The following is a 24,533-nucleotide window of genomic DNA, read 5'->3' as shown; positions in this document are numbered from 1 at the left end:
TTACTGGTAGAGACGCAACGCAGAACCGGTGAGCGTCTTACCGAATGAGAGTCCGGCCTTGTTGAAGTACACGTTCATGACGGAATCTGCGAAGGGCACGGCCGCGATCGTCTTGGTGAGCTCCGACTCGGCGTCGGCCCAAGCGTCACAAGCGTCGCTACCGGTCAGACCGGAAGCCTTGGTGGCTGCTGCTTCGTAGGCGGGGTTGCTGACCGATCCGAAATTCTTGCCTGCTGCGGGAACCGGCCCGGCAAAGTACGCGGTGAACGTGCTGGGCAGCGAGGAGTTGATCTGGACCCAGGCGATGTCCCAGGCAGAGTTGTCCTTGCCGCTCAGAATGACGTCGATGATCTTGTTCGAGTCACCCCCGGTCACCTCGACGTTTGCGCCGAGTTCGGACCACGCCGACTGAGCAAGTTCTGCCGCCGCGTTGCGCGGATCGTCGGTGCCGTCGTACACGAGGCGGAGATTGAGCGGCTTGCCATCCTTGCTTCGCTTGCCGTCAGCGCCGGCAGTCCAACCAGCGCCGTCCAGTGTTGCCTTTGCAGCTGTGAGGTCGAAGTCCGGAATGTTGCCTGCGACAGAGTCGTAGACACAGGCGCGCGGTTCGACGGCGACGAGACTGGTTGCCCGGACCCCGTTTCCGGCGGTGATGACCTGAGTGAGGTCGTCGAGATTGACCGCTTGGATCAGCGCCTTGCGCACTGCCGGATCACTGGTGGGGTTGCTGGCGATCTGGTTGAAGTACATCTGGCCTGCGGGCACCGGCCGGCCAACCGAGTCCAGATTGGCTGCCGCGACGCGGTCCTTGTCCGGCCCGGCGATCGGAGCTGCATTGAGTTCACCCGAGAGAAGCTGATTTGCGGCGGTGCTCACGTTCGGTGCCATGGCGGCGATGACCGTCTTGGGGACGCCGGGGGTATCGGAAGCGGTGCCGTCGGGGCCCCAGTTGTAGCCATCACGTCGCTGGAACGTGTAGTGGTCGTTGGCGGCGACTTCGGTGACTTCGAACATGCCGGTGCCGAGCGACTTCTTGTTCGATGCTGTCGGATCTTTCAGCCCGGCCTCGCACAGGATCGGCAGTCGACCGACGTTGAGAAGCAGGAACGGACTCGGCGCCGCAGTGGTCACCGTGACGGTGCGCGCTGCCGGATCGGCGGTTGCTGTGGCACCGGTCGGAACGGAGGACCCGCGCAACTGTGAACCGTTGTCCGGATTGGCGACGAAGTTGATGTTGTCCGCGACGGTCTGGGAAGTCAGCGTCGATCCGTCGGTACAGGTCACCCCGTCACGGATGGTGAAGGACGCCGAGGTCGGAGTCTCCTCCCACTTCTCCGCCAACCACGGTCCGACTTCGCTGGTATCGGGATCCTGGTAGATCAGGTAGTCGTAGGCCAAACGAGACAACTCGGCGGTTGCCTGAGAGGCCGACATGATCGGGTTGAGTGCGCCCGGATCGGCCTGCAGGGCGAAACGGAAGGTCCCGTCCGTGGCCGGTTCACCGCCACTGGCGCCCGAGGACGTGCCTCCCGAGCCACAAGCAGACAACACAAGCGTGAGCCCTGCGGCTGCCGCAAGTGTTGGATAGGAGCGGTGTTTCATGGTGCCTCCGGGATGGAGCTGGGGCCCGAGCGAAAAACGTGAGGGCGCGATTGAGTGTTGACTGCTAAATCTTGGCGCATGACGTGACGCGCATCTCTGTCGATCCTCACGAAAATCGGGTCGATTTTCGTCCGCTCCCACGAAAACCGCCTGGATCGGTGAATACCTGTCCGTATACCGACAGCGACCGGCGAAACACGACGATTTCCCCGGTCGCTACCGGCGGTCTACTGGTACAGGCGCAGGGCCGAACCGATGAAATTGCGGCCGAATGCAAGACCCGCATTGTTGAAGTAGAGAGTCGTGATCTTGTCGGCAAAAGGTACCGCCGAGTTTGCTTTGATGATCTCGGACTCGGCGTCTGCCCAAGCGGCACAAGCGTCCTCGCCCGTCAGCCCGGAAGCCTTGGTGACGGCTGCGTCGTAGGCAGGGTTGGAGATCGACGCAAAATTCATTCCCGCAGCGGGCACAGGACCGGAGAGGAAGGGGACCAGCATGCTGGGCAGCGCGACGTTGATCGGCTCCCACACAACATCCCACGCCGTGTTGTCCTTGCCGCTGAGTGCTACATCGAGAATCTTGTTCGAGTCGCCGCTGGTGAGTTCAATGGTGGCGCCCAGGTCGTTCCACGCGTTGACCGCGACGTCGGCGGCAGCATCGGTCGCGTCACCGAACGTCTCGTAGACCATCCGAATTCGGAGCGGTGTGCCGTCCTTGCTGCGCTTACCGTCCGCGCCGACCTTCCAGCCCGCAGACTCGAGAGTTGCTGCGGCTGCACTGGTGTCGAATTCCGGCAGGTTTCCGGCGACAGAGTCGTAGATGCAGGCCCGCGGTTCGATGGACACCATCGTGGTCGATCTGGTTCCGCGACCGGCCGTGAAGATCTCGGCGAGGTCGTCGAGATTGAGAGCCTGGACCAGAGCCTTGCGGACGGCAGGATCGCTCGTCGGATTGCCGGGACTGTGGTTGAAGAACATCTCGCCCGCCGGAGCGGGCTGCTTGACGGTATCCAGGTTCGCGGCGTTCATGCGATCCTGGTCGGGGCCCGAAACTGCTGCGGCATTCAGATCACCGGACAACACCTGGTTGGCCGCTGTGCTGTTGTTCGTGATGATGGACGCGACGACATTCTTGGGTACTCCGGCCGTATCCGAGGTGGTGCCGTCCGGTCCCCAGTTGTAGCCGTCGCGCCGAACGTAGGAGTAATGATCGTTCGCGACTGCCTCTGTCATCTGGAACATGCCCGACCCGAAGGTCGTCTTGTTTGCCGCCGTCGGATCCTTCAACCCGGCCTCGCACATGATCGGTATTCGCGCCAGGTTGAGAAGCAGGAACGGAGAGGGCTCCGGAGTCGTGACCGTCACTGTCCGTGTCGCCGGGTCGGCGGTGGCGCTCGCAGTTGCCGGTGCGTACACCCCGCGGAGAGCAGATTTGTTTGCTGCGTTGGTGATGAAATTGACGTTGTCGGCGACAGTCTGGGCAGTCAGAGCGGATCCGTCGGTACAGGTGACGCCGTCGCGAATGGTGAAGGACGCGGAAGTGGTTGTCTCTTCCCATTTCTCGGCGAGCCATGGCTTGGTGACACCGGTATCGGGATCCGGGTGGAGCAGATAGTCGTAGCTCAGACGCGCCAGCTGGTGCGCCGGCGATGCGGCCGTCATCAGCGGATTCAGAGCGCCGGGGTCGGCCACGAGAGCCAATTTGAAGGTGCCGTCCGTGACGGGTTCACTCCCACCCGAACCCGAACCCGACGAGCCACCCGATGAGCACGCGGTCAGGGCAAGAACGGTGCCAGTTGCCGCAGCCAGCAGTGCGTAGGACCGTTGTTTCATGGTGCCTCCGGAAGATGTAGTCCGGCCCGAGTGACGCGAGGTCTGTCGGGTCAGGAGCAATAAACGATTGCTTGAATCCTCACCCAACAAAAGGAGGAGAACATCGTCCGGATTTACGAATGTTTCGTGAGACTTGGTAGATCGCTACAACGCTGTCGGATAGAAGAGACGAAGCTGGAGCATCAGGCTGAATCGAGTTTCCGGATCATCAAGATCGATTCCGGCAATCCCGGCAAGCTTCTTGAGGCGGTATCGAAACGTGTTGACGTGGATGTGAACCAACGACGCAGCCGCCGGAATGTCGCCGAACGTGTCGAGCCAGGCTCGAAGGGTGTCCACGAGGTTGATGTCGTGAGTGCGGTCGTACTCACGCAGTACCGCGAGCGGACCCGACGCGGTCTCGTTCTCGTCCGCCAGGGCGTCGGAGAGGCGCAGAAGTAGGGAATTGATCTGCACGTCGTCGGCGCGCGCGACGGTCCGGCCCGAGGAATTCCACGTCGACCTCAGAACGCGAAGCGCTCGGTCGGCTTCGTCGCGTGACTTCTCCAGCGTCATCACGTCGGCCACTGTCGCACCGATTCCGATGACCACCGACTTTTCCGAACGGGAACGGTCTGCAAACTCCGACGCGATCCGACGCACGTAGTCGTCGTCGGTCTGGTGCCGGGTGTGTGGGATGACGGCGTAGACGGTGCCGCCGATCGCTGCCGCCACCGACAACGGAAATACTTGGTCGAGATAGGTATTGAGTGTCAGGGCCAGTTGATCGACGTCGGCTTCGGCCTCCAACGATGCGCCGGCGCCGCTACGGAAGCCGGCCGCAAGTACGTTTGCTTTCGAGCGGCCGTAGCCCAGTCGCTCGGCCGCTTCCTTGGCCGAAGTGCCGCCGCTCAGTAGCGTGATCACCTCGCCCAACCTCAGCCGTCGTGCGGAATCGGCGGCCAGCTTGGCGCGAAGCAAGCTCATCGCGGCTACGCCCGCCGCCTCGACGAGCGTTTTGACCTGCAATTCGTTCGGCTCCTCGTCCAAGATCACCCAGATCGAACCGAGGATCTGGGATGCCGCATGTATTCGCATGCCGACCCGGGGCCTGATGCCCGGCCCGATACCCGGTAGAAATACCGGCAGGGTAGAGCCGTAGATCTTGTTGAAGTACCCCATCGACCTGAGCCGGTCGGAATAGTGCTGCGGCACTTGATGTCCGAGGACGCTCTGCTTACGTGCCTCGTCACCGAAGGCTTGATCCGCCGAAAACGCGAGGATCCGGCTCGACTGATTCTCGATGGTGACCGGGCCGTTCAATACCTGAGCGATCGAGTTGGCAAGATCGAACAGGTCGGCGTCGGCGGCGGACGTGCGGTCCCCGTTGTTGCCGGATTCGAGGATCTCGTTGATCAGCGACGCACTTTGCAGCCAGCTTGCATCCTTGACCATTCCAAGTAGTGCGATATCGGCTTCGGCGACCGCCCGTGCGACGCTTTCGTCGACGGCCAATGGCTCCCTGACGATCAGCGCGACGGCTCCGGCCGAACCGTATTCTTTTACTGCAGTGGCAATGTCGGCCGAATCGGCCAGTCCTGCGCCGAGCACGACGGCGCCCGCGCTGCCTTGCGTAACTCCGGACCCTTCGTGCAGGGTCACTCGGCTGACAGTGCGGGCGTCGTCGACGGTGTCGCCTCCGCTGAGGAACGTCATTCCCAGTCTGTCGACGATGTCGACGATCGAAACTCCCGTTGGTGTGGTCACCACCACACCTTAGGGGGAGCAGGATCGATCAGTCGGCTGGTTGCCCTGCTCAGTTGGCAGGCTGCTCGGCTACAGCTTTCTCGACGAACCGGCGGGTCTGATCGAACGCCGCGGGCACCTGGACGGAATTGGTCATGTCACTGATCTCGGACCACCGTTCGGCGACGACCTCAGGGGAGAGTGCGCCTTCGGGGATGTACACACCCTGCGACTCTTCCATGCGAGCGATCGCGAAGACACCGGCACCGGCGCTGAGGATGGTCTTGGTCGGTGCGTCATCGGAGACCATGAACAGTGCGCCGGGTGAAATCGATTCGGGCGCAAGCAGAGCGAGAGTCTTCTCGTCGAGGAGGTCTTCGGTCATGCGGGTCGCGGCGGTCGGGGCCAGCGAGTTGACGCGGATGCCCTTGCGTTCGCCCTCGATAGCGAGAACGTTCATCAGGCCGACGACGCCGGACTTCGCGGCGCCGTAATTTGCCTGGCCGAAGTTGCCGTAAATTCCCGACGCCGACGTGGTCATGAGGATGCGTCCGTAGTTCTGTTCGACCATGTGCGGCCAGACTGCCTTGGAACAGATGACGGAACCGATCAGATGCACGTCGATGACTTTGCGGAAGTCGTCGAGCTCGGCCTTGATGAAGGACTTGTCGCGCAGGATTCCGGCGTTGTTGATCAGGATGTCCACGCGGCCCCACTTGTCCACGGCCGTCGCGACCATGGCGGCAACGGCGTCGACGTCGGTGATGTCGCAGTGGTCCGCGATGGCCTCGCCACCCAACTCGACGATTTCCGCCACTACCTTGGCTGCTGCGGTATCAGCGCCGCCACTGCCGTTGACCGAGCCACCCATGTCGTTGACGACGACGCGTGCGCCGCGTGCGGCGAGGGCCAATGCATGCGAACGGCCGAGTCCGCCGCCTGCGCCTGTGATGATCGCTACCTTGCCGGAAAAATCCAACGACATTGGAAAACCTCTCTGATCTGGGATACTACTCAGTATTACTATGCGATAGCGTGGAAACAGTCAAGGGCCGGCAGGCAGTGCGAATGGGAGTGGAAGTCGAATGAGTAGTGATCTTCCGGACGTGCGATCCGCGATCATCACCAGCGCCGCCGACGCCTTTGCCGAAGACGGTTACGCGGCCACGACCATGGATTTGCTGGCCGATCGAATCGGGGCCACCAAAGGTCTTGTCTACTACCACTTTCGTTCGAAGTTCGACATCTACCTGGCAATCTACGAGCGCGGGATGAGCCTGCTCCGCGCGGAGGTCGAGTCTCGGATCGACGGGGCAGACAGCGGCCTCGCGCGTCTCGAAGCGATGTCGCACGCCCACCTGGTCAATCTCATGACACATCTCGGGTACCACCACACGATCCACCAAGGTGTCCGGGGCCAGATGAACTCCGCGCTCAAGCCGAGGCAACAGCAAGTCCTCGTGGAACTGAATTCGCTGCGACTCGACTACGAGAATCTGTTCGTCGACGTGATGACCGAAGGTGTCGCGGATGGTTCCATTCGTGCGAGCTCGCCGCGAATGGCGGCAAAAGTACTCCTCAGCAGTCTCAACGGCATCGACCTCTGGTACCGAAGGCGTGAAGGGCAGACTTTGGCGGAGACGGAGTCGTTGGCGGACCAGATCGTCGAACTCTTGATCGGCGGATTGCGCGCTGCGAACTGACTGAAAGCTGCATTCGTCGAGCGGATTTCCTCCGACCGGTTCGTGCTGTCCTGCGGCTTGTCGTTCGGTTTGTCCCGCTCTGACAGTCGGGGTAGCATGTTGGCGTCGTGCGCGGACTTGCGTAGGAATTCAGGGAAGAGGAGGTGTGGCTGTAATGCGTGGCCAACCTCCGAGTACCAACTGAAGCTGTAGCCGCCCGGGTTGTTCCGGTATTTTGCTGCAGCTTCATCGTGTGTTCATCGGCTTCGGCTTTGCTGTGAAGCAAGCGTCGTCGTTCACTCTTCCCTCGAAAGCTGTTCAGCATGCGCGAATTTCGTCGTTCACGGTCGGTACTGCCACGTCGTTCCGCGGGTCTCGGTGACTCACATCCCGGGCACTCGCGTGCCGCACGCACCGTCGTCAAGGCTGCCCCGCCCGAGGCGGTGGCGCCCGTCGAATCGACCGTCGTCAACAGTGGCGTGTACCGCGACGGCGAGCGGATAGCGTCGCCGTCCACGCTGGCGGAAGCACTGTCATGCCTTCCGGATTCGCAGTCGATGGCGTGGATCGGCATGTACCGGCCCGACGACGCCCAGTTGTATGCCGCTGCACAACATTTCGACCTCCACGAACTGGCTGTCGAGGATGCGATTGTCGCGCACCAGCGCCCCAAGCTCGAGCGCTACGGCAAGACACTGTTCGTGGTCCTGCGTGCTGCGCGGTACCGCGACGAGACCGAGCGGGTCGAATTCGGCGAGTTGCACATCTTCTGTGGTCCGAACTTCATTCTGACCGTCCGTCACAGCGAATCGCCGGATCTCTCGGCGGTGCGGACTCGCATGGAGAACGATCCTGACCTGTTGCGGTTGGGTACCGAGGCTGTTCTCTACGCCATTCTCGACGCAGTCGTCGACGGGTACGCCCCGGTGGTGGCCGGCCTGCAGAACGACATCGACGAGATCGAAACCGAAGTGTTCAGTGGCGATCCCGGAGTTTCGCGTCGCATCTACGAACTGACCCGTGAGGTGATCGAATTCCAGCGGGCGACGCGTCCGCTGCTGGGAATGCTGCGTGGGTTGTCGGCGGGGTTCGACAAGTACCACACGGACGAGGAACTCCAGCGTTACCTCCGCGACGTCACCGACCATGCGACGACTGTGGTGGAGCGGGCCGACGGCTTTCGTCAGTTGCTCGGAAACATCCTCACGGTGAACGCAACTCTGGTGTCGCAGAACCAGAACGAGGAGATGCGCAATCTGACGCAGGCGAGCTACGCGCAGAACGAGGAGATCAAGAAGGTCTCGGCTTGGGCGGCAATTCTCTTCGCGCCGACGCTTATCGGAACCGTGTACGGAATGAACTTCGACGACATGCCGGAACTGCACTGGCACTTGGGCTATCCGTTTGCGCTCTCGATGATGTTCTTGACGTGTGGAAGTCTCTACACGATCTTCAAACGTCGGGGCTGGTTGTAGAAAGCGCCGGTTGTAGAAAGCGCCGGCTGTAGAAAACACCTGTGCGCCTTGCCAGCCGAGATCGGTTGACAAGGCGCACAGGTGTTTTCGGGAGGGCGCTCGAATCAGAGCGTTGCGACGCAGACCGTGAACTTACGTTCCGGGTGCTCGAATCCCGAGTCTGCCCCCGAACCGCATTCGTCGATCGAAGTGGAGTTCTGCAGGATTTCGACGACCTCGACTACATTGGTGCCGCTGGTATCCGAGCATTCGATGCGGGCGGGCTCGTCCATTCCGCTGCCGAGGTCCATGCATCCGCCGACTACCCAGTCGACGTCGAGACAGACAGCGCCCTGCTCGTCACCCGCGAGGGTCTCGTAGTAGTACGAGTCGACATCGGAGGCACACTGATCAGAGGTGGGAACCTTGGCGACCACCTTGTAGTTGGAATCCTTGCTACCGCAGTCCGCGTTGTCGATTTCCGCGGCCGTCGTGGTACCGCCGAGCTTGACGCAATCACCGATCGACACGTCGATGTCGACGTCGCCGCCGTCGTCCGAACCCTCCTGGCCGGTGATCTTCGAGGTGGTCGGGGCTGCGGAGGTAGTGGTCGAATCGGCAACCGAGGAAGATGATTCCGCAATGGCTTTCGGCTCGATGTCGGAACCGCAACCGACGGTGAAGGCGGCGATTGCAGAAGTTGCGATCACCGCAGTGCAAAGTCGCCGGACGATTCCGGACATAAGGACCCCTTTGTTGATTCTTGGATAATTCTGTTGGTTCGTAGATTGTTCGGGACCTATTCCAATACATCGGTAGTCGAATTGCCAACCGGACTGTCAGTATGGGTAGGTGGAGCTACCCCTGATGCCGCCGCTTGCCCCGATGCTCGCGAAGGCTGCGGCCACTGTGCCGCCTCAGCCCGAGTCCGGTGACCCGACGTGGTCGTACGAGCCGAAATGGGACGGATTTCGAGCAATCATCTTTCGTGACGGTGACGAAGTGGTGCTCGGATCGCGAGGAGGAAAGGACTTGGCGCGGTACTTTCCCGAGGCGGTGGAAGCCGTCAAGTCTGAATTGCCCGAAAAATGTGTGGTGGACGGAGAACTGGTGGTTCCCCGTGAGATCGACGGTGTGACGCGCCTGAGTTGGGAAGCGCTCTCCGAGCGGATTCACCCCGCCGCGAGCCGCGTCGCATTGTTGTCGGAACAGACGCCCGCGCAATTTGTCGGGTTCGATTTACTGGCGCTCGGGGATCGCGACGTCTCGATCGAGGACTTCGGTGTGCGACGTGCGCTGCTCCTCGATTGCGTCGGTGGCGGGCCGAGTTGCCACGTCACGGCAGCGACGGCCGACAGCGCCGAAGCAATGGCCTGGTTCGAAACCTTCGAAGGCGCGGGCCTCGACGGGGTTGTCGCCAAGAAGCTGGCGGGACCGTACCTGCCGAATAAACGCGAGATGATCAAGGTGAAACACGCCAGGACCGCGGATGTCGTACTGCTGGGCTACCGTCCACACAAGAGCCAGCCGGGTATCGGGTCGATGCTTCTGGGTCTGTTCGACGGTTCCGAATTGAAGATGATCGGTGGCGCTTCGGCTTTCACCGCGGCGCGGCGGATCGAGTTGTTGGCCGAACTCGAACCTTTGCGCCTCGGGGACGACGTTGTGGCCGAGGGAGAGGCCAGCCGGTGGAGATCGGCCGCAGACCGCTCCTGGATTCCGCTTCGTCCTGAGCGGGTGCTGGAAGTGGCGTACGACCAGATGGAAGGGGAACGCTTTCGGCACGCCGCGCGGTTCCTGCGCTGGCGTCCGGACAGGGTGCCCGACGAATGCACTTTCGATCAGTTGGAGGTTCCGGTGCGATACGACTTCGCGGATGTTCTTGCAGGTGGTAAGTGATGGCGAGTCCCGCAGAGGAACTGGACGTCGACGGGATCGCGGTCCGGTTGTCGAGCCCGGACAAGATCTACTATCCGCAGTTGGGTGAGGACGGCGGAACCAAACGGCATCTTGTCCAGTACTACCGAGCGGTGGCGCTGCAGGGTGCAGCGTTGCGGGCGCTCCAAGATCGGCCAACGCATCTTCAGCGATTCCCCGACGGCATCGAGGGCGAAGAGGTTTACCAGAAGCGGCTGCCGGCAAAGCGGCCCGAGCACGTCGAATCCTGCGAGGTCACGTTCCCGTCGGGTCGCAAGGCTGACGTCCTTCGAGTGCGAAGCGCTGCGAACATCGTGTGGGCCGCCAATCTCGGGACTGTCACGTTTCATCCCTGGGCCGTGCGGTGCCCGGACACCGACCACCCGGACGAACTCCGCATCGATCTCGATCCGCAACCGGGGACCGGGTTCGACGAGGCCGTTGCCATCGCGGACGAGGTCCTTCACCCTCTGCTCGCCGAGTTGGGATTGGAAGGATTTCCCAAGACGTCCGGTGGCCGAGGCCTTCACGTCTACATCCCGCTCGAGGCGCGCTGGGATTTTGTCGAGGTCCGCCACGCGGGTATCGCCCTCGCCCGTGAAGTCGAACGTCGTAGTGCCGATCGCGCCACAACCGCGTGGTGGAAGGAAGAGCGGGGTGAACGGATCTTCATCGACTTCAATCAGAATGCCCGTGACCGGACGATCGCGGCGGCGTATTCCGCTCGTAAGACGCCGATCGCAACTGTGTCCACGCCGGTGACCTGGGACGAACTGCGCGACGTGCATCCAGACGACTGCACCATCGCCACGGTTCCCGGCTTGCTCGCCGATCGTGGTGATCCGATGGAAGCGATGCACGACAAGGCCTTTGCCCTCGACGTTCTGTTGGAGATGTGGGAGAAGGATCTGGCGGCGGGACTTGGCGATCTGCCGTACCCGCCGAACTATCCCAAAATGCCCGGTGAACCCAAACGTGTTCAACCGAGCAAGGACCGCGATCGGAAGAACAAAGACGGGTAGCGTCAGAGGCGGACATATCGGGTAATTCGATTAGACGTCGAATGTACGGTCACGTCGAATGCACTGTGGGGGTTGGATATGGATCGCCGGAAAATGCGAGCAGCAGGCTTAGCGGCGGGTGGCGTGATTCTTGCCGCCTTCGGATTGTCACTCGGTAGCGGAACAGCGTCGGCCGCGACGTTGGATTGTTCGGCGCGCGGCCAAGATCAGACGATCGTCGACGGGTCATCCGCATGCCGAGCGGTGGCAGATCCCTCCAGTTACGCGATTTCACACGTGGAGGGCGATGGCGTCGGCGTCGCCGATTCGCGAGACGGTGGCCGGTCGGCGGGCGTCGGACTCTTCGGCGGCGTTGCTGCAGCGGAGTCGCGCGGTGGGCTGCTTGCCGCCGTTGCGTACGGCCCGGGTTCGCTCGCACTCGGTCGCACAGACTCCTCACCCTTTGCCGTGGTGCTCAGCGGACCTGGCGGCAGAGCGGCGGTGGGTGACGCGGACGTCGGGGCGATCTGCTCGGGTGGTCCCACCCTTGTTTTCAACCTTGCCACAGGTCAGGGATGTGTCAGCGACGGCACTTCGACGTGGGTCACCCCGTGAGTGCACCCCGGTCCTGAGCCTCTTGCGTGACAGTGGTCACAATGGTGTCAAGCTCCTGCCACCGATCCGGTGACCGGACAACTTGAATCAGCGGGGATCGGAGGACGCGATGGCTCCCAATGCACGACGGGGTTCGCTCGCCCGGGTGGAGGTGCCGTCGCGCACCGAGCTGTATGTGGACCGGCGATTCCTTCCCTTGGCCGACCGCTTCTTCGCGATGTATCGCCAACCGCAACAAGGCGGCGGCGCGCTGGTCGTGTACCTGGGCGGCGAGAAAGTTCTCGACATCTGGGCCGGCAATGCCGACCGCGACAGGCGCTGGGACCACGACACGGTGTCGCTTTCCTTCTCGACCGGCAAGGGCGTGGCCAGCACCGTCGTTCACCGACTGGCCGAACGCGGGCTGATCGACTACGACTCTCCGGTTGCTCAGTACTGGCCCGAATTCGCAGCGGCCGGCAAGGACAAGATCACCGTCCGGGAACTGATGTCACATCGCGCGGGCCTTCACCGCGTTCGCGGGCTCATGCCGCATCCCCTCGACCTGATGGACTACGACGCGGTCGTTGCCGCCCTGGCTGCCGAGAAGCCGGATCCGCGTCGGCTTCGAGGCCCCGGCTATCACGCTGTGACCTACGGCTGGTTGGTAGCCGAACTTGTGGCCAGGGTGTCCGGTCAGCCGTTCATCGACGTCGTACAAGCTGAGGTAGCGAAGCCCCTCGGCGTCGACGAGTTCTGGTACCGCGTACCCGAAACCGAGCGTCCACGGATCGCGAAGCTGTTCCCACATATCAACCCTGCCGGCTTGAACTGGGCCTTCGCGTCTACCGTGCTCTCACACGTCGGTCCGACTCGCGGACTCGCGGAGGCCGCGATGCCGGACGGTTTCGACGTCATGGTGCGCAACCCGGCTGTCCACGACGCCGTCATGCCGGGCTGGAACGGAGTGTTCAGCGCGCGTGCTCTCGCGAAGATGTACGGCGCCATCGCGAACGGCGGCGTGATCGACGGGAAGCGGTTCCTGAAGGAATCGACCATCGACCAGATGTCGACCATCCAGACTCGCGATCGGGATTACGTGCTGGCGGTGCGGCCCAACTGGACTCTCGGTTACCACCCGCCGATCATTGCCGCGCGGCGGCAGCCGCGGAATGCGATAGGCCACTACGGAGTCGGCGGTTCAGGCGCGTATGCGGACCTGTCCAGCGGACTCTCGCTCGGTTTCACCACCAACAGGTTGGGTAGTGCTGTGACAGCTCTCGGTGATCTTCGCCTTGCGAGGCTCGGCGCCGAGGCGCAGGAGTTGGTTCGTCGAATCTGACACGAAGGGAATGCCATGAGCAGCAACGTGTACCGGGTGACCGAGATCGTCGGCTCGTCCACCGAGAGCAGTGACGCGGCAATTCGCACCGCCATCGCCCGGGCGAACGAGACGGTGCGCAACCTCGAATGGTTCGAGGTGGTGGAAACTCGCGGCCACATCGAGAACGGCGCCGTGGCGCATTTCCAGGTCACGTTGAAGGTCGGCTTCCGGCTCGACGGCGACGAATCCTGAACCGTTCTTCATGAGTGTTGATCTCACGGCAGCCGTCGGGTTCATGGCGGGACATGCCAGGACTCTCGATCGGCATCGGCTGAATTTGATTCTCGGACAGGGTGACCGGGCCGCGGCTTGTGCGGCCGTGGACGGTTATCGCAACCCGGACGGTGGGTACGGCTGGGGACTCGAACCGGATCTTCGCTCGGCAACCAGCCAACCTGGCGGAGCGCTGCATGCCTTCGAAGCCTTTGCCGACATCGGAACGCCGACGCCCAGATCGGTCGAACTGTGCGACTGGTTGCAGACCAATTCGCTGGCAGGCGGCGGTTTGCCCTTCGCCTTCCCGATTGCCGACCCAGCCGGGTGTGCGCCCTTCTGGGTGAGCGCGGACCCGTCGGCGCCGTCGTTGCAGATCACCAGCATTGTGTGTGCTGCAGCGGCTCGCGTTGCCGAATTCGACGAGGCCGTCGCCGGACATCCGTGGTTCGCCTCTGCCGTTCGATATTGCCTCGACGCGATCGACGGGGCGGATTCTCTGCATGCCCTCGAGCTCGCCTTTGCCTTGCAGTTTCTCGACGCGGTTCACCGGAACAGTCCCGAAGCGTCGTCGTTGGTGAGCACTCTTGGTTCGCGTATCCCGGCTGACGGCTTGGTTCACGTGGACGGGGGAGCCGAGGGCGAATTCATGCGGCCCCTCGATTTCTCACCGCTTCCTGGCGGTCCGACCCGCACGTTGTTCGATGCAGCGGTGATCGACTCCGAACTGTCCGCGCTCGCTGCACGGCAAGACGACGACGGCGGTTGGGCGGTGGATTTCGACAGCTATTCGCCCGCCGCGGCGTTGGAATGGCGAGGTCACGCCACCGTGCAGGCGGTATGGCTGCTGAAGCGCAATGGGGTGATCTGAAAACGATTCTCGCGCCAAATTGGAACACGTTATAGTCTGGGAATCAGTTCGTGCTTCGTGTTTCAGGGATAGGGGAATGTCATGGCGTATGTGATCACGCAGCCGTGCTGCAACGACGCCTCGTGTGTTGACGTGTGTCCGGTCAATTGCATTCACCCGACACCGGACGAAGCTCCGTTCGCGACCACCGAAATGCTCTACATCGATCCCGACACCTGCATCGATTGTGGTGCGTGTGTGGACGAGTGCCCGGTCGAGGCGATCTTCCCGGACAACGAACTCGACGAGGACGACGCGCCGTACCTGCAGATGAACGCGTCGTACTTCGAGAAGCATCCGATGGGCCCGGATTGGCCCGAGCCGATCACGATGGCCAAGATCGATCCCGAACTGGGAACGCTGAAAGTGGCGATCATCGGCTCCGGCCCCGCAGCCTGCTATGCGGCGATGGAACTGACCGGCAAGCCTCGCGTGGAGGTCGACATGTTCGATCGGCTTCCCACTCCCTACGGATTGGTGCGCGCCGGCGTGGCGCCGGATCATCCCGGAACCAAAGGCGTCACCGACCAGTTCCGCGCCGTGGTCGCGAAAAAGACCGTGCGCTGCCACTTCAACGTCGAGGTGGGTACCCACATCTCGCATTCGGAACTCTTGGACCATCACCACGCAGTGATCTACGCGGTCGGCGCTGCCGGGGATCGCAAGCTCGAGATCCCGGGCGAGGAACTGCCGGGAAGTCACGCTGCCACCGAGTTCGTCGCCTGGTACAACGGCCACCCGGGATATGCCGATCGGACTTTCGATCTGTCCGGCGAGCGAGCGGTGATCGTCGGAAACGGCAACGTCGCACTCGACGTCGCTCGCATCCTGGTGACCGACCCGGACCAGCTCGCGAAGACGGACCTCGCCGAGCATGCATTGGAAGCGCTGCGTAACAGCAAGATTCGCGAGGTCGTCATTCTCGGGCGGCGCGGGCCGGCGCAGGCCGCGTACACCAATCCCGAACTGTTGGCCCTCGGACAGATGGCAAACGTGGACGTAGTCGTCGACCCGATCGAAGCCGAACTCGACGAGGCCAGTCAGGCGTTCGTGGACAGCGATGCCGCGGAGCCGTCCGTGCTGCTCAAGGTCAAGCAGGCGCAGGAATTTGCTTCCCGTACCGCAGATCCTTCTCGCAAGCGGATCGTTCTCCGGTTCCTCACCTCTCCCGTCGAGGTCCTCGGCGACGGTGCAGTCTCACAGGTGAGGATCGTGAATAACGAATTGGTGGCAACGCCGACCGGTCAGCTCTCCGCCCGGCCTACCGAAACCGAGGAGACGATCGACACCTCCCTGGTGCTTCGGTCGGTCGGATACCGCGGCACACCGATGGCCGACTTGCCCTTCGACGACGCTCGCGGCGTGATCCCCAACGAGAACGGCCGCGTGATCGACACCGACACCGGCACGCCGATCCCGGGTGTCTACGTCGCGGGTTGGATCAAGCGCGGACCGACCGGCGTGATCGGCACCAACAAGTACTGCTCCGCCGAGACTGTGTCGATGATCTTCGACGACTTCGCTGGTGGGCGCCTCGCCACGCCGACCGAGGACGCTGACAAGTTGCAGGTTCTGCTGGCAGATCGGTCGCCGGATCAGGTGGACTACCAAGGTTGGCAGCGGATCGACAAGGCAGAACGAGCATCCGGTGCCGCCGCCGGTAGACCGCGAACCAAACTCATCTCCATCGAATCGATGTTGGCGGCTGCTCGCAGCGAGGGATAGCAACGATTGGGCGAACATCCGAATTGCTCGATTGCCGCATTTGTGTGTTAATGACTATGGAAATGTGCGGTTTGCTCTCTTTGGCGTGCTCGGGCGTGTAGGTGTGCGCCCGGCGGGCGCGTCCGGATGGTGCATCGGCATCGGTACCAGGCGGGTATCGATGCCGGCCGCGCAAACTCCACGTGAGTACGTGGTCATTCGAGCGAAGGTAGTGACATGGGCAGCAAACAGGGTCGTCGGACGTCACGGGTTGCCGTGGCAATCGTCGGAGCGGTGGCTGCCGGCCTGGCTCTCGCCGGACCTTCCGCGGCCGTTCCTCTCTTCCCCGGTGGACCGGACATTCCATTGCCCGTCATTCCCGGCGTTCCGTACCTCGATCCGGCGATTCCGGTTCCGGGCATCCCGGGTACACCGATTCAGGCTCCCATCGGCGCTCCCAACTTCTCCGCGCCGTCGCTCAACCCGTTGGCGGGTGAGACAGTCGGCATCGCGCAGCCGATCATCATTCGTTTCAACGAGGCAGTCGGCGACCGTGCCACGGCCGAGCGCGCGATTCGCGTGACCACCGATCCTCCGGTCGATGGCAGCTTCTACTGGATCAACGACAGCCAGGTCCGTTGGAAGCCGGCACAGTTCTGGCCGGCGAACATCTCCGTGACCGTCGACGCCGGTGATTCGCACTCCACGTTCAACATCGGTGACGCACTCGTCACCGTCGCGGACGACAACACCAAGCAGGTCACCGTCACCCGCAACGGTGAGGTCGTGCGCACCATGCCGACGTCGTTCGGCAAGCCGGGGCACGAAACACCGAACGGCACGTACATCGTCGGCGAGCAGCTGCGCGACATGTACATGGATTCGTCCACGTACGGCGTTCCGATCGATTCTCCCGAGGGTTACCGCACCTACGTCGAGTACGCGACACGAATTTCCTACAGTGGCATCTTCGTCCATGCCGCTCCGTGGTCGGTAGCGCAACAAGGTTTCACCAACGTCAGCCACGGCTGCCTCAATGTCAGCACCGAGGACGCCAAGTGGTTCTTCGAGAACGCAGGCAAGGGTGACCCGGTGATCGTGCAGAACACTGCAGGTGGAGTCCTCAGCGGCGCCGACGGATTGGGTGACTGGAACCGCTAGACATCGACGAGGAAGGCCCTGCGCGAGAAGTATTCGCGCAGGGCCTTTTTCGTGTCGCGTTCAGCTCGAGTGTCTTGTACGTTCACCATTCATTCGTTGCGAGCGGTCAGACTGCCTCAGTGAGATCGAGTCCGGAAAGAACGCTGCCCACATCAGGCAAGCCAGGTCTGTGGGGCAGACCATGGCGTGATTACGCGCTCTTTGCGCTCTTGGTAGGTCCCAATCTCGCGTTGCTGATCTTGTTCACCTATCGCCCGCTGGTGGACAACATCCGACTTTCGTTCTTCGACTGGAACATTGCGGACCCGAAGGCGACGTTCATCGGGCTGAGCAACTACCGCGAGTGGTTCGGACGAAGCGACACCTGGCAGATCGTCACCAACACAGTGGTATTCACATTGGTCACAGTGGTGGGTTCGATGGTCATCGGTCTGGCGTTGGCCATGCTGCTCGATCGCAAGCTCGTCGGGCGAAACCTGGTCCGGTCGGCGATCTTCGCGCCGTTCGTGATCTCCGGTGCAGCGATCGGTGTCGCGTTTCAGTTCGTCTTCGACCCCAACTTCGGTCTGATCCAGGATCTCCTGCACCGCGTCGGACTCCAATCGCCCGACTTCTATCAGGACCCCCACTGGGCGCTGTTCATGGTGACGGTGACATACATGTGGAAGAACCTCGGCTACACGTTTGTCATCTACCTCGCTGCGTTGCAAGGAGTTCGGCAAGAATTGAACGAAGCAGCCGAAATCGACGGCGCCAAGCCGTGGACCAAGTTCCGCCGGGTTCTCCTACCTCAGTTGCGCCCGACGACGTTCTTCCTCTCCATCACCGTCATGCTCAACTCGCTCCAGGTCTTCGACATCATCAACGTCATGACCCGTGGTGGCCCGCTGGGTACAGGGACGACGACGATGGTCTACCAGGTGTACAACGAGACATTCCGAAACTTCCGGGCGGGCTACGGCGCGACGGTTGCCACCATCATGTTCTTGATCCTGCTGATCATCACCGTCTACCAGGTTCGTGCCATGGATCGGGGAGAAGAAAAATGACAGCGGTAGAGGAAAAGAAAAGCGCTGCTCCGACTTCCGTCGTCCGACCCGGGCCGGATCGCAAGAACGTGGACCGGCGTGAGGTCGGTGTGAAGATCCTCGGCTACGCGGCAATGGTGATCGCCTTGGTCATCATCGTCCTGCCGCTCTACTGGATCGTGATGACCTCGTTCAAGGAGCGTCCGGAGATCTACACGCAGCCTGCAACGTGGTGGCCGTCATCGCTGCATCCCGAAAACTATTCCGAAGCAACGACATCGGTTCCGTTCTGGATGTTTTTGCGGAACTCGATAGTGATCACGACGATACTGTCCGCGGCGAAGTTCGTTCTGGGGACTCTCAGCGCCTATGGGCTGGTGTTCCTGCGCTTCCCGGGGAAGAACTTCGTCTTTCTCGGAATCATCGCCGCATTGATGGTTCCGAACCAGATCACCGTGATCTCGAACTACGCGCTCGTGGCAGAGTGGGGCTGGCGTAACACGTTCCAGGGCATCATAGTTCCGCTTGCGGGTGTAGCCTTCGGTACGTTCCTCATGCGCAACCATTTTCTCTCGATACCTTCGGAGATCATCGAGGCAGCGCGGATGGACGGCGCCGGCCACTGGCGGCTTCTCTGGCGCGTGGTGCTCCCCGTTTCCGGGCCCACGATGGTGGCGTTCGGCATCATCACGGTGGTCAACGAATGGAACGAGTACCTGTGGCCGTTCCTCATGTCCGACGATTCCTCGGTGGCGCCGCTGCCGATCGGATTGACCCAACTGCAGAACAACGACGGACTCACCAACTGGGGTCCCGTCATGGCAGGAACGGTACTGACGATGCTACCGATCCTGGTGATTTTCCTTCTGCTGCAACGACACATGATCAAAGGCCTCACCTCCGGTGCGGTCAAGGGCTGACAGCTTTTCCCGTCACATTTCTTTCTCGAGGAGCAGTAATGGCAAACATGAACAGGCGCGGATTTCTGAGCCTCGGCGGTGCAATCGCCGCCGGCGCAGCACTGACCGCGTGCGCGGGATCCGGTGGTTCCAGCGCTGATGCTGCGGGAACATCCGGTGCGTCGGGTGAGTCCAACACCATCACCTTCTGGTCGAACCACCCGGGTAAGTCCACCGACGTGGAGAAGGAATTGATCAACCGCTTCCAGACCAAGTACCCGGACTTGAAGGTCAACTTGGTGGACGGCGGCAAGAACTACGAAGAGGTGGCGCAGAAGTTCAACGCTGCTCTCTCCGGCGGAGATGTTCCCGATGTGGTTGTGCTGTCGGATGTCTGGTGGTTCAACTACGCACTTGCCGGGGCAATCGAGCCGCTCGACGGACTCTTCTCCGAGGTGGGCGTCGACTCGGCCGACTACGTCGACTCGTTGCTCGCCGACTACCTGTTCCAGGGCAAGCACTACGCACTTCCCTATGCGCGGTCGACGCCGTTGTTCTACTACAACAAGGCGGTCTGGTCGCAGGCCGGACTTCCCGACCGTGGGCCTGCAACGTGGCAGGAGTTCGACGAGTGGGGACCTGAGCTGCAGAAGGTCGTGGGCAACGGCAAGTTGGCACACGGGTGGGGCAACGCGAAGGATTACCTCGGCTGGACCTACGAAGGCCCCATCTGGACCTTCGGCGGATCGTACTCCGACCAGTGGAATTTGCAGCTCGACAACGAGAAGACCATTGCCGCAGGGCAGTTCCTCTCCAACATGATTCACGACAAGAAGTACGCCGCGGTCTCCACTGACATCGCAAACGAATTTGGTACGGGCATCCTGGCGTCGACCATCGCGTCGACGGGTGACCTGTCCGGCATCAAGAAGACTGCCAACTTCGACTTCGGCACCGCTTTCCTCCCGGCGGTGGACGGAACTCCCGGTTGCCCCACCGGCGGCGCCGGGCTCGCCATCCCGTCCAAGATCTCCGATCAGCGTAAGAAGAACGCGCTCAAGTTCATCGACTTCATCACCAATGGTGAGAACACGGCGTACTTCTCGCAGAACGTCGGCTACATGCCGGTCCGCAAGTCGGCAACGTCGGAGCCGAGCATGAAGGCATTCCTCGACGCGAATCCGAACTCCCGTACCGCTGTGGATCAGCTTTCGCGTACGCGCTCGCAGGACTACGCACGCGTGTTCGTCCCGGGTGGCGATCAGATCATCGGCACCGGACTCGAGCAGATCGCTCTCCAGAAAGCCGACGTCGCATCGACATTCGCCGTCGTTGCCACCCAGTTGCAGCAGATCATCGACCGGCAGATCACCCCAAAGCTGCCGAAGTAGTAGGAGAGAACACTCATGGCCAACGTGCAATTCGCGGGAGTCACGCACCGCTACGAAGGAACCGATCGACCGGCAGTCGACCGTCTCGACCTCGACATCGCCGACGGTGAGTTCCTGGTACTCGTAGGGCCTTCCGGTTGCGGTAAGTCCACCAGCCTGCGAATGCTCGCCGGTCTCGAATCCGCGTCGGACGGCCGGATCGAGATCGGCGGCACGGACGTCACGCATCTCGCGCCGCGAGCACGTGACGTCGCCATGGTGTTTCAGAGTTACGCGCTGTACCCGAACATGACCGTCGAGCAGAACATGGGTTTTGCGCTCCAGAACGCGGGAGTGGGAAAGTCCGAACGGCGCGAGCGGGTACTCGAGGCAGCACGGATGCTTGAACTCGAACCGCTGCTCGGACGTAAACCGGCCAAGCTGTCCGGTGGGCAACGTCAGCGAGTTGCCATGGGTAGGGCCATCGTTCGCCATCCCAAGGTGTTCTGCATGGATGAGCCGCTCAGCAATCTGGACGCCAAACTACGCGTGAGCACGCGGTCGCAGATCGCTGCCTTACAGCGTCGACTCGGCACCACGACGGTCTACGTCACCCACGATCAGGTCGAGGCGATGACGATGGGGGACCGGGTGGCGGTGATGCTGGACGGTCGTTTGCAGCAGGTGGCGAAGCCGCGGGAACTTTACGACAACCCCGTCAACACCTTTGTGGCCGCCTTCATCGGATCGCCCGGCATGAACCTGATCGAAGCGCCGGTCGAGGGTACCGTCGCAGTGCTCGGTGACCTGCGGATTCCGCTGCCCACCGGGGCGTCCGAGCGGGAGCGGGTCGTCGTGGGAGTGCGTCCCGAGTCGTGGGATCTGGTGGGAGCGTGGCGAAAGGGCTCGCTGGCCGTGGATGCCGACCTGCTTGAAGAGCTGGGCGCCGAATCGTTCGTCTATGCAAAGGGTGCCCCGGATTCGCAGTGGCAGAGCCGATCCGGCCGAATTGTCATTCGCGTCGATCGGAAGATGTCGGTGGCACCGGGGGAGTCGCTTCATCTGCTGCCCAAGGCCGGCGAGGTGTACTTCTTTTCCGCGGAGACCGGGGTACGTCTGTAGCGATACTGTGTGCGGCATGACCGTCGCACGTTCGCTATTGCTGTTCGTACTCGCCGCGCTGCTCGAGATCGGGGGCGCGTGGTTGGTGTGGCAGGGAATTCGCGAGCACAAGGGCTGGATCTGGGTAGGGCTCGGCGTCATCTCGCTCGGTCTCTACGGTCTGGTCGCGACCATGCAACCCGATGCGAACTTCGGGCGCATCCTCGCCGCGTACGGCGGGATCTTCGTAGCGGGTTCACTGCTGTGGGCGGTGGTGATGGACGGATTCCGCCCGGATCGTTTCGACATCGCCGGTGCGCTGATCTGTCTGGTCGGCGTCGGGGTGATCATGTACGCCCGGTAGGGCCTTCGGCCCCGTGCGCGCTCAGGGAGTCCAGGGGGTCCTTAAGCGCGCACAGGGGCTTGCCCTTGCTACCAGATCTTCACACGCTTCTCCGGCTCCAAATACAGTGCGTCACCTGGCTTGACGTCGAACTCCTCGTGGAACGTGTCGAGGTTGCGGACGACGCCGTTGCACCGGAACTCCGGCGGCGAGTGCGGGTCGACGGCCAGACGGCGAAGCGCTTCGGCCTCACGGGCCTTCGTGCGCCATACCTGCGCCCACCCGAAGAACACGCGCTGCAGACCGGTGAGTCCGTCGATGACCGGAGGTTCGGTACCTTCGGTCGCGATCTTGTACGCCGCGATCGCGATCGACAGCCCGCCGAGATCGCCGATGTTCTCGCCGATCGTGAATTCACCGTTGACGTGGTGGCCCGGCAGTTCCTTGGGCTCGAACTCGTTGTACTGCTCGATGAGAGCCTTTGTGCGCTTGCCGAATTCGCTACGATCCTCGTCGGTCCACCAGTCGACCATGTTGCCGTCGCCGTCGTACTTGGCACCCTGATCGTCGAAGCCGTGCCCGATCTCGTGGCCGATGACGGCGCCGATACCCCCGTAGTTGGCGGCATCGTCGGCTGCGGCGTCGAAGAACGGCGGCTGGAGAATGGCTGCGGGGAACACGATTTCGTTCATGCCCGGGTTGTAGTAGGCGTTGACGGTCTGCGGCGTCATGAACCACTCGTCACGGTCCACGGGGCCACCCAGCTTGGCCAGGTCACGGTCGTACTCGGCGGCGTATCCACGACGGTAGTTGCCCACCAGGTCGGTAGCCGAGATATCGAGACCGGCGTAGTCACGCCACTTGTCGGGGTAACCGATCTTCGGGGTGAACTTCTCGAGCTTGGCCAACGCGGCCTCACGAGTCTGCGGGCTCATCCACTCGAGGTCGGAGATGTTGCGGCGGTACGCCTCCTGCAGGTTGGCGACCAGTTCCAGCATGCGGGTCTTCGCCTCAGCGGGGAAGTGACGGTCGACGTAGAGCTTGCCGACGGCCTCGCCGAGCAGATCCTGAACCAGGCTGACCCCGCGCTTCCAGCGCTCACGGTTCTCTTCGGTACCCGAGAGCGTGGTGCCGTAGAAAGCGAAGGTCTCGTCGACCAGCGCGGAATGCAGGTAGGGGGAGCGAGCGTGCAGCACCTTCCACGCTGCCCATGCTTTCCAGTCGTCGAGTGACTCCGACGCCCAGAGTGCGGTGAAGGTGTGCAGGAAATCGGGCTGACGGACCACGATCTCAGCGAACTTCTCCGAATCGGCGCCGAGACCGGACAACCATGCCGCCCAGTCCAAACCGGGGTTCTGTTCGGTCAGTTCCTCGAAGCCCACAAGGTTGTAACTCAGATCTGCGTCACGACGCTTGACGACGTCCCAATGCCCGGCCGCGATCTTCTTCTCGAGTTCGAACACACGCTGTGCGTCGTAGCCGACGCCGGCGAGGGTGAACATCTTGTCGATGTGCGCGACGTACTTCTCGCGGATCTCCGCGTAGTTGTCCTCGCGGTAGTACGACTCGTCGGGCAGGCTGATTCCCGACTGGCTGAAGTGGATCAGGTACCGCTCGGAATTCTTGGCATCGGTGTCGACGTAATGCGAGATGGCACCGCCGACGCCGACGCGCTGGTGGCGTCCGATCACGGTGGCCAACGACGACCGGTCCGGCGCATCGGCGACGGCGTCCAGCTCGTCGTCGATGGGGCTGAGGCCCGCGGCCTCCACGGCGTCGGCGTCCATGAAGCTCGAGTACAGGTCGCCGATGCGCTGTGCATCGGTACCGGCGGCAGAGTTGGACTCCGCGGCTTCGGTGATGATGGTCTGTACGTCTTCTTCGGCCTTGTCGTAGAGCGTCCGGAAGGCCCCGTCGACTGCGCGGTCTGCCGGAATCTCGTATTCGGCGAGCCATTTTCCGTTGACGTGGACGAACAGATCGTCCTGCGCCCGTGTGTCGCCGTCGAGGTGGGTGAGGTCGATGCCTGAGCGATGAGCCGTGGTCATTTCTCCATCCTTACACGATCATGACGAACTGCTCGGTGTGTGCGTGATCGCTCCAGGCCCCAGTTCATCTCTTGTGCTGGGCAACGTCGGTACCGCATGGCACGATCGAATACGTGACCAGCAGACCTGCCGCAGATCCGCACCTGCAGGACCTCGCGCGACTACGACGCGTGCGTGACCGTATCGACCGGGAGTACGCGCGGCCTCTGGACGTGGAGGCGCTCGCGCGGGGAGTGAACATGTCTGCGGGGCATCTCAGTCGCCAATTCCGTCAGGCGTACGGCGAACCGCCGTACGCCTACCTGATGACCAGGCGAATCGAGCGCGCAATGGCGTTACTGCGCCGCGGGGACCTCAGTGTCACGGACGTCTGCTTCGAAGTCGGCTGCAGCTCTCTCGGCACTTTCAGCAGTAAGTTCACCGAATTGGTAGGGGTCCCGCCCAGCGTCTATCGGCGCGAGGCCGAGCAGTCGACGGCCGGAATGCCGTCCTGTGTGTCCAAACAAGTCACCAGACCGATCAGGAATCGAGAAGCGCAGAACCCACAACCGCAATTAACGTGATC

General features: G+C 62.2%; 22 protein-coding genes. 16 read left to right on the top strand and 6 right to left on the bottom strand.

Annotated elements, in window-relative coordinates:
• The 4 genes from QMA15_RS23860 to QMA15_RS23845 form a co-directional block, all read right to left on the bottom strand.
• Nucleotides 1–1,602: an ABC transporter substrate-binding protein gene (locus QMA15_RS23860; RefSeq protein WP_019745231.1), complete on the bottom strand. Its 1,602-nt coding sequence runs from the start codon at nucleotides 1,600–1,602 to the stop codon at nucleotides 1–3.
• 227 nt (nucleotides 1,603–1,829) lie between these two features.
• Nucleotides 1,830–3,434 carry an ABC transporter substrate-binding protein gene (locus QMA15_RS23855; protein ID WP_290286895.1) on the bottom strand — a complete coding sequence of 535 codons (1,605 nt, stop codon included), beginning with the start codon at nucleotides 3,432–3,434 and terminating at the stop codon, nucleotides 1,830–1,832.
• A 144-nt stretch (nucleotides 3,435–3,578) separates the two neighbouring features.
• Complete coding sequence (locus QMA15_RS23850; RefSeq protein WP_041816203.1) at nucleotides 3,579–5,180, bottom strand: helix-turn-helix domain-containing protein; 1,602 nt, start codon at nucleotides 5,178–5,180, stop codon at nucleotides 3,579–3,581.
• 49 nt (nucleotides 5,181–5,229) lie between these two features.
• The gene (locus tag QMA15_RS23845) at nucleotides 5,230–6,144 is read right to left on the bottom strand and encodes an SDR family NAD(P)-dependent oxidoreductase (protein ID WP_113682525.1); all 915 of its coding nucleotides are present in this window, start codon (nucleotides 6,142–6,144) and stop codon (nucleotides 5,230–5,232) included.
• Between the two features lie 100 nt (nucleotides 6,145–6,244).
• Here QMA15_RS23845 and QMA15_RS23840 point away from each other — a divergent pair, with 100 nt between their 5' ends.
• Together QMA15_RS23840 and QMA15_RS23835 are read left to right on the top strand one after the other, a co-directional pair.
• The gene (locus QMA15_RS23840) at nucleotides 6,245–6,862 is read left to right on the top strand and encodes a TetR/AcrR family transcriptional regulator (RefSeq protein WP_020970727.1); all 618 of its coding nucleotides are present in this window, start codon (nucleotides 6,245–6,247) and stop codon (nucleotides 6,860–6,862) included.
• A gap of 302 nt (nucleotides 6,863–7,164) precedes the next feature.
• On the top strand, nucleotides 7,165–8,316 hold the full coding sequence (locus tag QMA15_RS23835; protein WP_007731382.1) for a magnesium and cobalt transport protein CorA: 1,152 nt from the start codon (nucleotides 7,165–7,167) through the stop codon (nucleotides 8,314–8,316).
• A 104-nt stretch (nucleotides 8,317–8,420) separates the two neighbouring features.
• On the opposite strand, the gene QMA15_RS23830 is transcribed toward QMA15_RS23835, so the two are convergent.
• Nucleotides 8,421–9,038 carry a hypothetical protein gene (locus QMA15_RS23830; protein ID WP_019745226.1) on the bottom strand — a complete coding sequence of 206 codons (618 nt, stop codon included), beginning with the start codon at nucleotides 9,036–9,038 and terminating at the stop codon, nucleotides 8,421–8,423.
• 109 nt (nucleotides 9,039–9,147) lie between these two features.
• Between QMA15_RS23830 and QMA15_RS23825 the strand changes: the two genes are divergently transcribed.
• From QMA15_RS23825 to QMA15_RS23765, 13 genes are all read left to right on the top strand, one after another.
• Complete coding sequence (locus QMA15_RS23825; RefSeq protein WP_019745225.1) at nucleotides 9,148–10,194, top strand: ATP-dependent DNA ligase; 1,047 nt, start codon at nucleotides 9,148–9,150, stop codon at nucleotides 10,192–10,194.
• Nucleotides 10,194–11,234 carry a non-homologous end-joining DNA ligase gene (gene ligD, locus QMA15_RS23820; RefSeq protein ID WP_020909052.1) on the top strand — a complete coding sequence of 347 codons (1,041 nt, stop codon included), beginning with the start codon at nucleotides 10,194–10,196 and terminating at the stop codon, nucleotides 11,232–11,234. Before QMA15_RS23825 ends, ligD begins: the two co-directional genes overlap by 1 nt.
• Nucleotides 11,235–11,327: 93 nt before the next feature.
• The gene (locus QMA15_RS23815; protein WP_019745223.1) at nucleotides 11,328–11,828 is read left to right on the top strand and encodes a DUF6764 family protein; all 501 of its coding nucleotides are present in this window, start codon (nucleotides 11,328–11,330) and stop codon (nucleotides 11,826–11,828) included.
• 109 nt (nucleotides 11,829–11,937) lie between these two features.
• A complete protein-coding gene (locus QMA15_RS23810; protein ID WP_084324845.1) occupies nucleotides 11,938–13,149 on the top strand; it encodes a serine hydrolase domain-containing protein in 1,212 nt (403 codons plus the stop codon).
• A gap of 15 nt (nucleotides 13,150–13,164) precedes the next feature.
• Nucleotides 13,165–13,383 carry a dodecin gene (locus QMA15_RS23805; RefSeq protein ID WP_003939815.1) on the top strand — a complete coding sequence of 73 codons (219 nt, stop codon included), beginning with the start codon at nucleotides 13,165–13,167 and terminating at the stop codon, nucleotides 13,381–13,383.
• Nucleotides 13,384–13,393: 10 nt separating this feature from the next.
• Nucleotides 13,394–14,275, top strand: coding sequence for a hypothetical protein (locus QMA15_RS23800; protein WP_290286881.1), 882 nt, complete (start codon nucleotides 13,394–13,396; stop codon nucleotides 14,273–14,275).
• An 81-nt stretch (nucleotides 14,276–14,356) separates the two neighbouring features.
• A complete protein-coding gene (locus QMA15_RS23795) occupies nucleotides 14,357–16,039 on the top strand; it encodes an FAD-dependent oxidoreductase (RefSeq protein ID WP_290286879.1) in 1,683 nt (560 codons plus the stop codon).
• 216 nt (nucleotides 16,040–16,255) lie between these two features.
• Nucleotides 16,256–17,179 (top strand): L,D-transpeptidase, encoded by a 924-nt coding sequence (locus QMA15_RS23790; RefSeq protein WP_283384080.1) that lies wholly within the window; start codon nucleotides 16,256–16,258, stop codon nucleotides 17,177–17,179.
• Between the two features lie 74 nt (nucleotides 17,180–17,253).
• Nucleotides 17,254–18,228, top strand: a complete 975-nt coding sequence (locus QMA15_RS23785; RefSeq protein WP_019745218.1) for a sugar ABC transporter permease — start codon at nucleotides 17,254–17,256, stop codon at nucleotides 18,226–18,228.
• Nucleotides 18,225–19,127 carry a carbohydrate ABC transporter permease gene (locus QMA15_RS23780; RefSeq protein WP_097386916.1) on the top strand — a complete coding sequence of 301 codons (903 nt, stop codon included), beginning with the start codon at nucleotides 18,225–18,227 and terminating at the stop codon, nucleotides 19,125–19,127. Before QMA15_RS23785 ends, QMA15_RS23780 begins: the two co-directional genes overlap by 4 nt.
• Nucleotides 19,128–19,165: 38 nt before the next feature.
• Nucleotides 19,166–20,497 (top strand): ABC transporter substrate-binding protein, encoded by a 1,332-nt coding sequence (locus QMA15_RS23775; RefSeq protein ID WP_205906822.1) that lies wholly within the window; start codon nucleotides 19,166–19,168, stop codon nucleotides 20,495–20,497.
• 15 nt (nucleotides 20,498–20,512) lie between these two features.
• Complete coding sequence (ugpC, locus tag QMA15_RS23770; protein ID WP_019745216.1) at nucleotides 20,513–21,598, top strand: sn-glycerol-3-phosphate ABC transporter ATP-binding protein UgpC; 1,086 nt, start codon at nucleotides 20,513–20,515, stop codon at nucleotides 21,596–21,598.
• A 16-nt stretch (nucleotides 21,599–21,614) separates the two neighbouring features.
• On the top strand, nucleotides 21,615–21,941 hold the full coding sequence (locus QMA15_RS23765) for a YnfA family protein (protein ID WP_003940244.1): 327 nt from the start codon (nucleotides 21,615–21,617) through the stop codon (nucleotides 21,939–21,941).
• Nucleotides 21,942–22,009: 68 nt separating this feature from the next.
• On the opposite strand, the gene QMA15_RS23760 is transcribed toward QMA15_RS23765, so the two are convergent.
• The gene (locus QMA15_RS23760) at nucleotides 22,010–23,968 is read right to left on the bottom strand and encodes a M13 family metallopeptidase (protein ID WP_019745215.1); all 1,959 of its coding nucleotides are present in this window, start codon (nucleotides 23,966–23,968) and stop codon (nucleotides 22,010–22,012) included.
• A gap of 113 nt (nucleotides 23,969–24,081) precedes the next feature.
• On the opposite strand from QMA15_RS23760, the gene QMA15_RS23755 reads away from it, so the two are divergent.
• Nucleotides 24,082–24,531, top strand: coding sequence for a helix-turn-helix transcriptional regulator (locus tag QMA15_RS23755; RefSeq protein ID WP_019745214.1), 450 nt, complete (start codon nucleotides 24,082–24,084; stop codon nucleotides 24,529–24,531).
• The last annotated feature ends 2 nt before the right edge of the window (nucleotides 24,532–24,533 follow it).

The organism is Rhodococcus sp. APC 3903, assembly GCF_030407755.1.
GTDB lineage: Bacteria > Actinomycetota > Actinomycetes > Mycobacteriales > Mycobacteriaceae > Rhodococcus_F > Rhodococcus_F erythropolis.
This window is presented reverse-complemented; position numbering and strand designations above follow the sequence as displayed.

Excerpts from the sequence above, each read along its gene's own strand:
- QMA15_RS23860 (WP_019745231.1), bottom strand. The coding sequence starts at position 1,602 with ATGAAACACCGCTCCTATCCAACACTTGCGGCAGCCGCAGGGCTCACG.
- QMA15_RS23855 (WP_290286895.1), bottom strand. The coding sequence starts at position 3,434 with ATGAAACAACGGTCCTACGCACTGCTGGCTGCGGCAACTGGCACCGTT.
- QMA15_RS23845 (WP_113682525.1), bottom strand. The coding sequence starts at position 6,144 with ATGTCGTTGGATTTTTCCGGCAAGGTAGCGATCATCACAGGCGCAGGC.
- QMA15_RS23840 (WP_020970727.1), top strand. The coding sequence starts at position 6,245 with ATGAGTAGTGATCTTCCGGACGTGCGATCCGCGATCATCACCAGCGCC.
- QMA15_RS23835 (WP_007731382.1), top strand. The coding sequence starts at position 7,165 with ATGCGCGAATTTCGTCGTTCACGGTCGGTACTGCCACGTCGTTCCGCG.
- QMA15_RS23830 (WP_019745226.1), bottom strand. The coding sequence starts at position 9,038 with ATGTCCGGAATCGTCCGGCGACTTTGCACTGCGGTGATCGCAACTTCT.
- ligD (WP_020909052.1), top strand. The coding sequence starts at position 10,194 with ATGGCGAGTCCCGCAGAGGAACTGGACGTCGACGGGATCGCGGTCCGG.
- QMA15_RS23815 (WP_019745223.1), top strand. The coding sequence starts at position 11,328 with ATGCGAGCAGCAGGCTTAGCGGCGGGTGGCGTGATTCTTGCCGCCTTC.
- QMA15_RS23810 (WP_084324845.1), top strand. The coding sequence starts at position 11,938 with ATGGCTCCCAATGCACGACGGGGTTCGCTCGCCCGGGTGGAGGTGCCG.
- QMA15_RS23805 (WP_003939815.1), top strand. The coding sequence starts at position 13,165 with ATGAGCAGCAACGTGTACCGGGTGACCGAGATCGTCGGCTCGTCCACC.
- QMA15_RS23800 (WP_290286881.1), top strand. The coding sequence starts at position 13,394 with ATGAGTGTTGATCTCACGGCAGCCGTCGGGTTCATGGCGGGACATGCC.
- QMA15_RS23795 (WP_290286879.1), top strand. The coding sequence starts at position 14,357 with ATGGCGTATGTGATCACGCAGCCGTGCTGCAACGACGCCTCGTGTGTT.
- QMA15_RS23790 (WP_283384080.1), top strand. The coding sequence starts at position 16,256 with ATGGGCAGCAAACAGGGTCGTCGGACGTCACGGGTTGCCGTGGCAATC.
- QMA15_RS23780 (WP_097386916.1), top strand. The coding sequence starts at position 18,225 with ATGACAGCGGTAGAGGAAAAGAAAAGCGCTGCTCCGACTTCCGTCGTC.
- QMA15_RS23775 (WP_205906822.1), top strand. The coding sequence starts at position 19,166 with ATGGCAAACATGAACAGGCGCGGATTTCTGAGCCTCGGCGGTGCAATC.
- ugpC (WP_019745216.1), top strand. The coding sequence starts at position 20,513 with ATGGCCAACGTGCAATTCGCGGGAGTCACGCACCGCTACGAAGGAACC.
- QMA15_RS23765 (WP_003940244.1), top strand. The coding sequence starts at position 21,615 with ATGACCGTCGCACGTTCGCTATTGCTGTTCGTACTCGCCGCGCTGCTC.
- QMA15_RS23760 (WP_019745215.1), bottom strand. The coding sequence starts at position 23,968 with ATGACCACGGCTCATCGCTCAGGCATCGACCTCACCCACCTCGACGGC.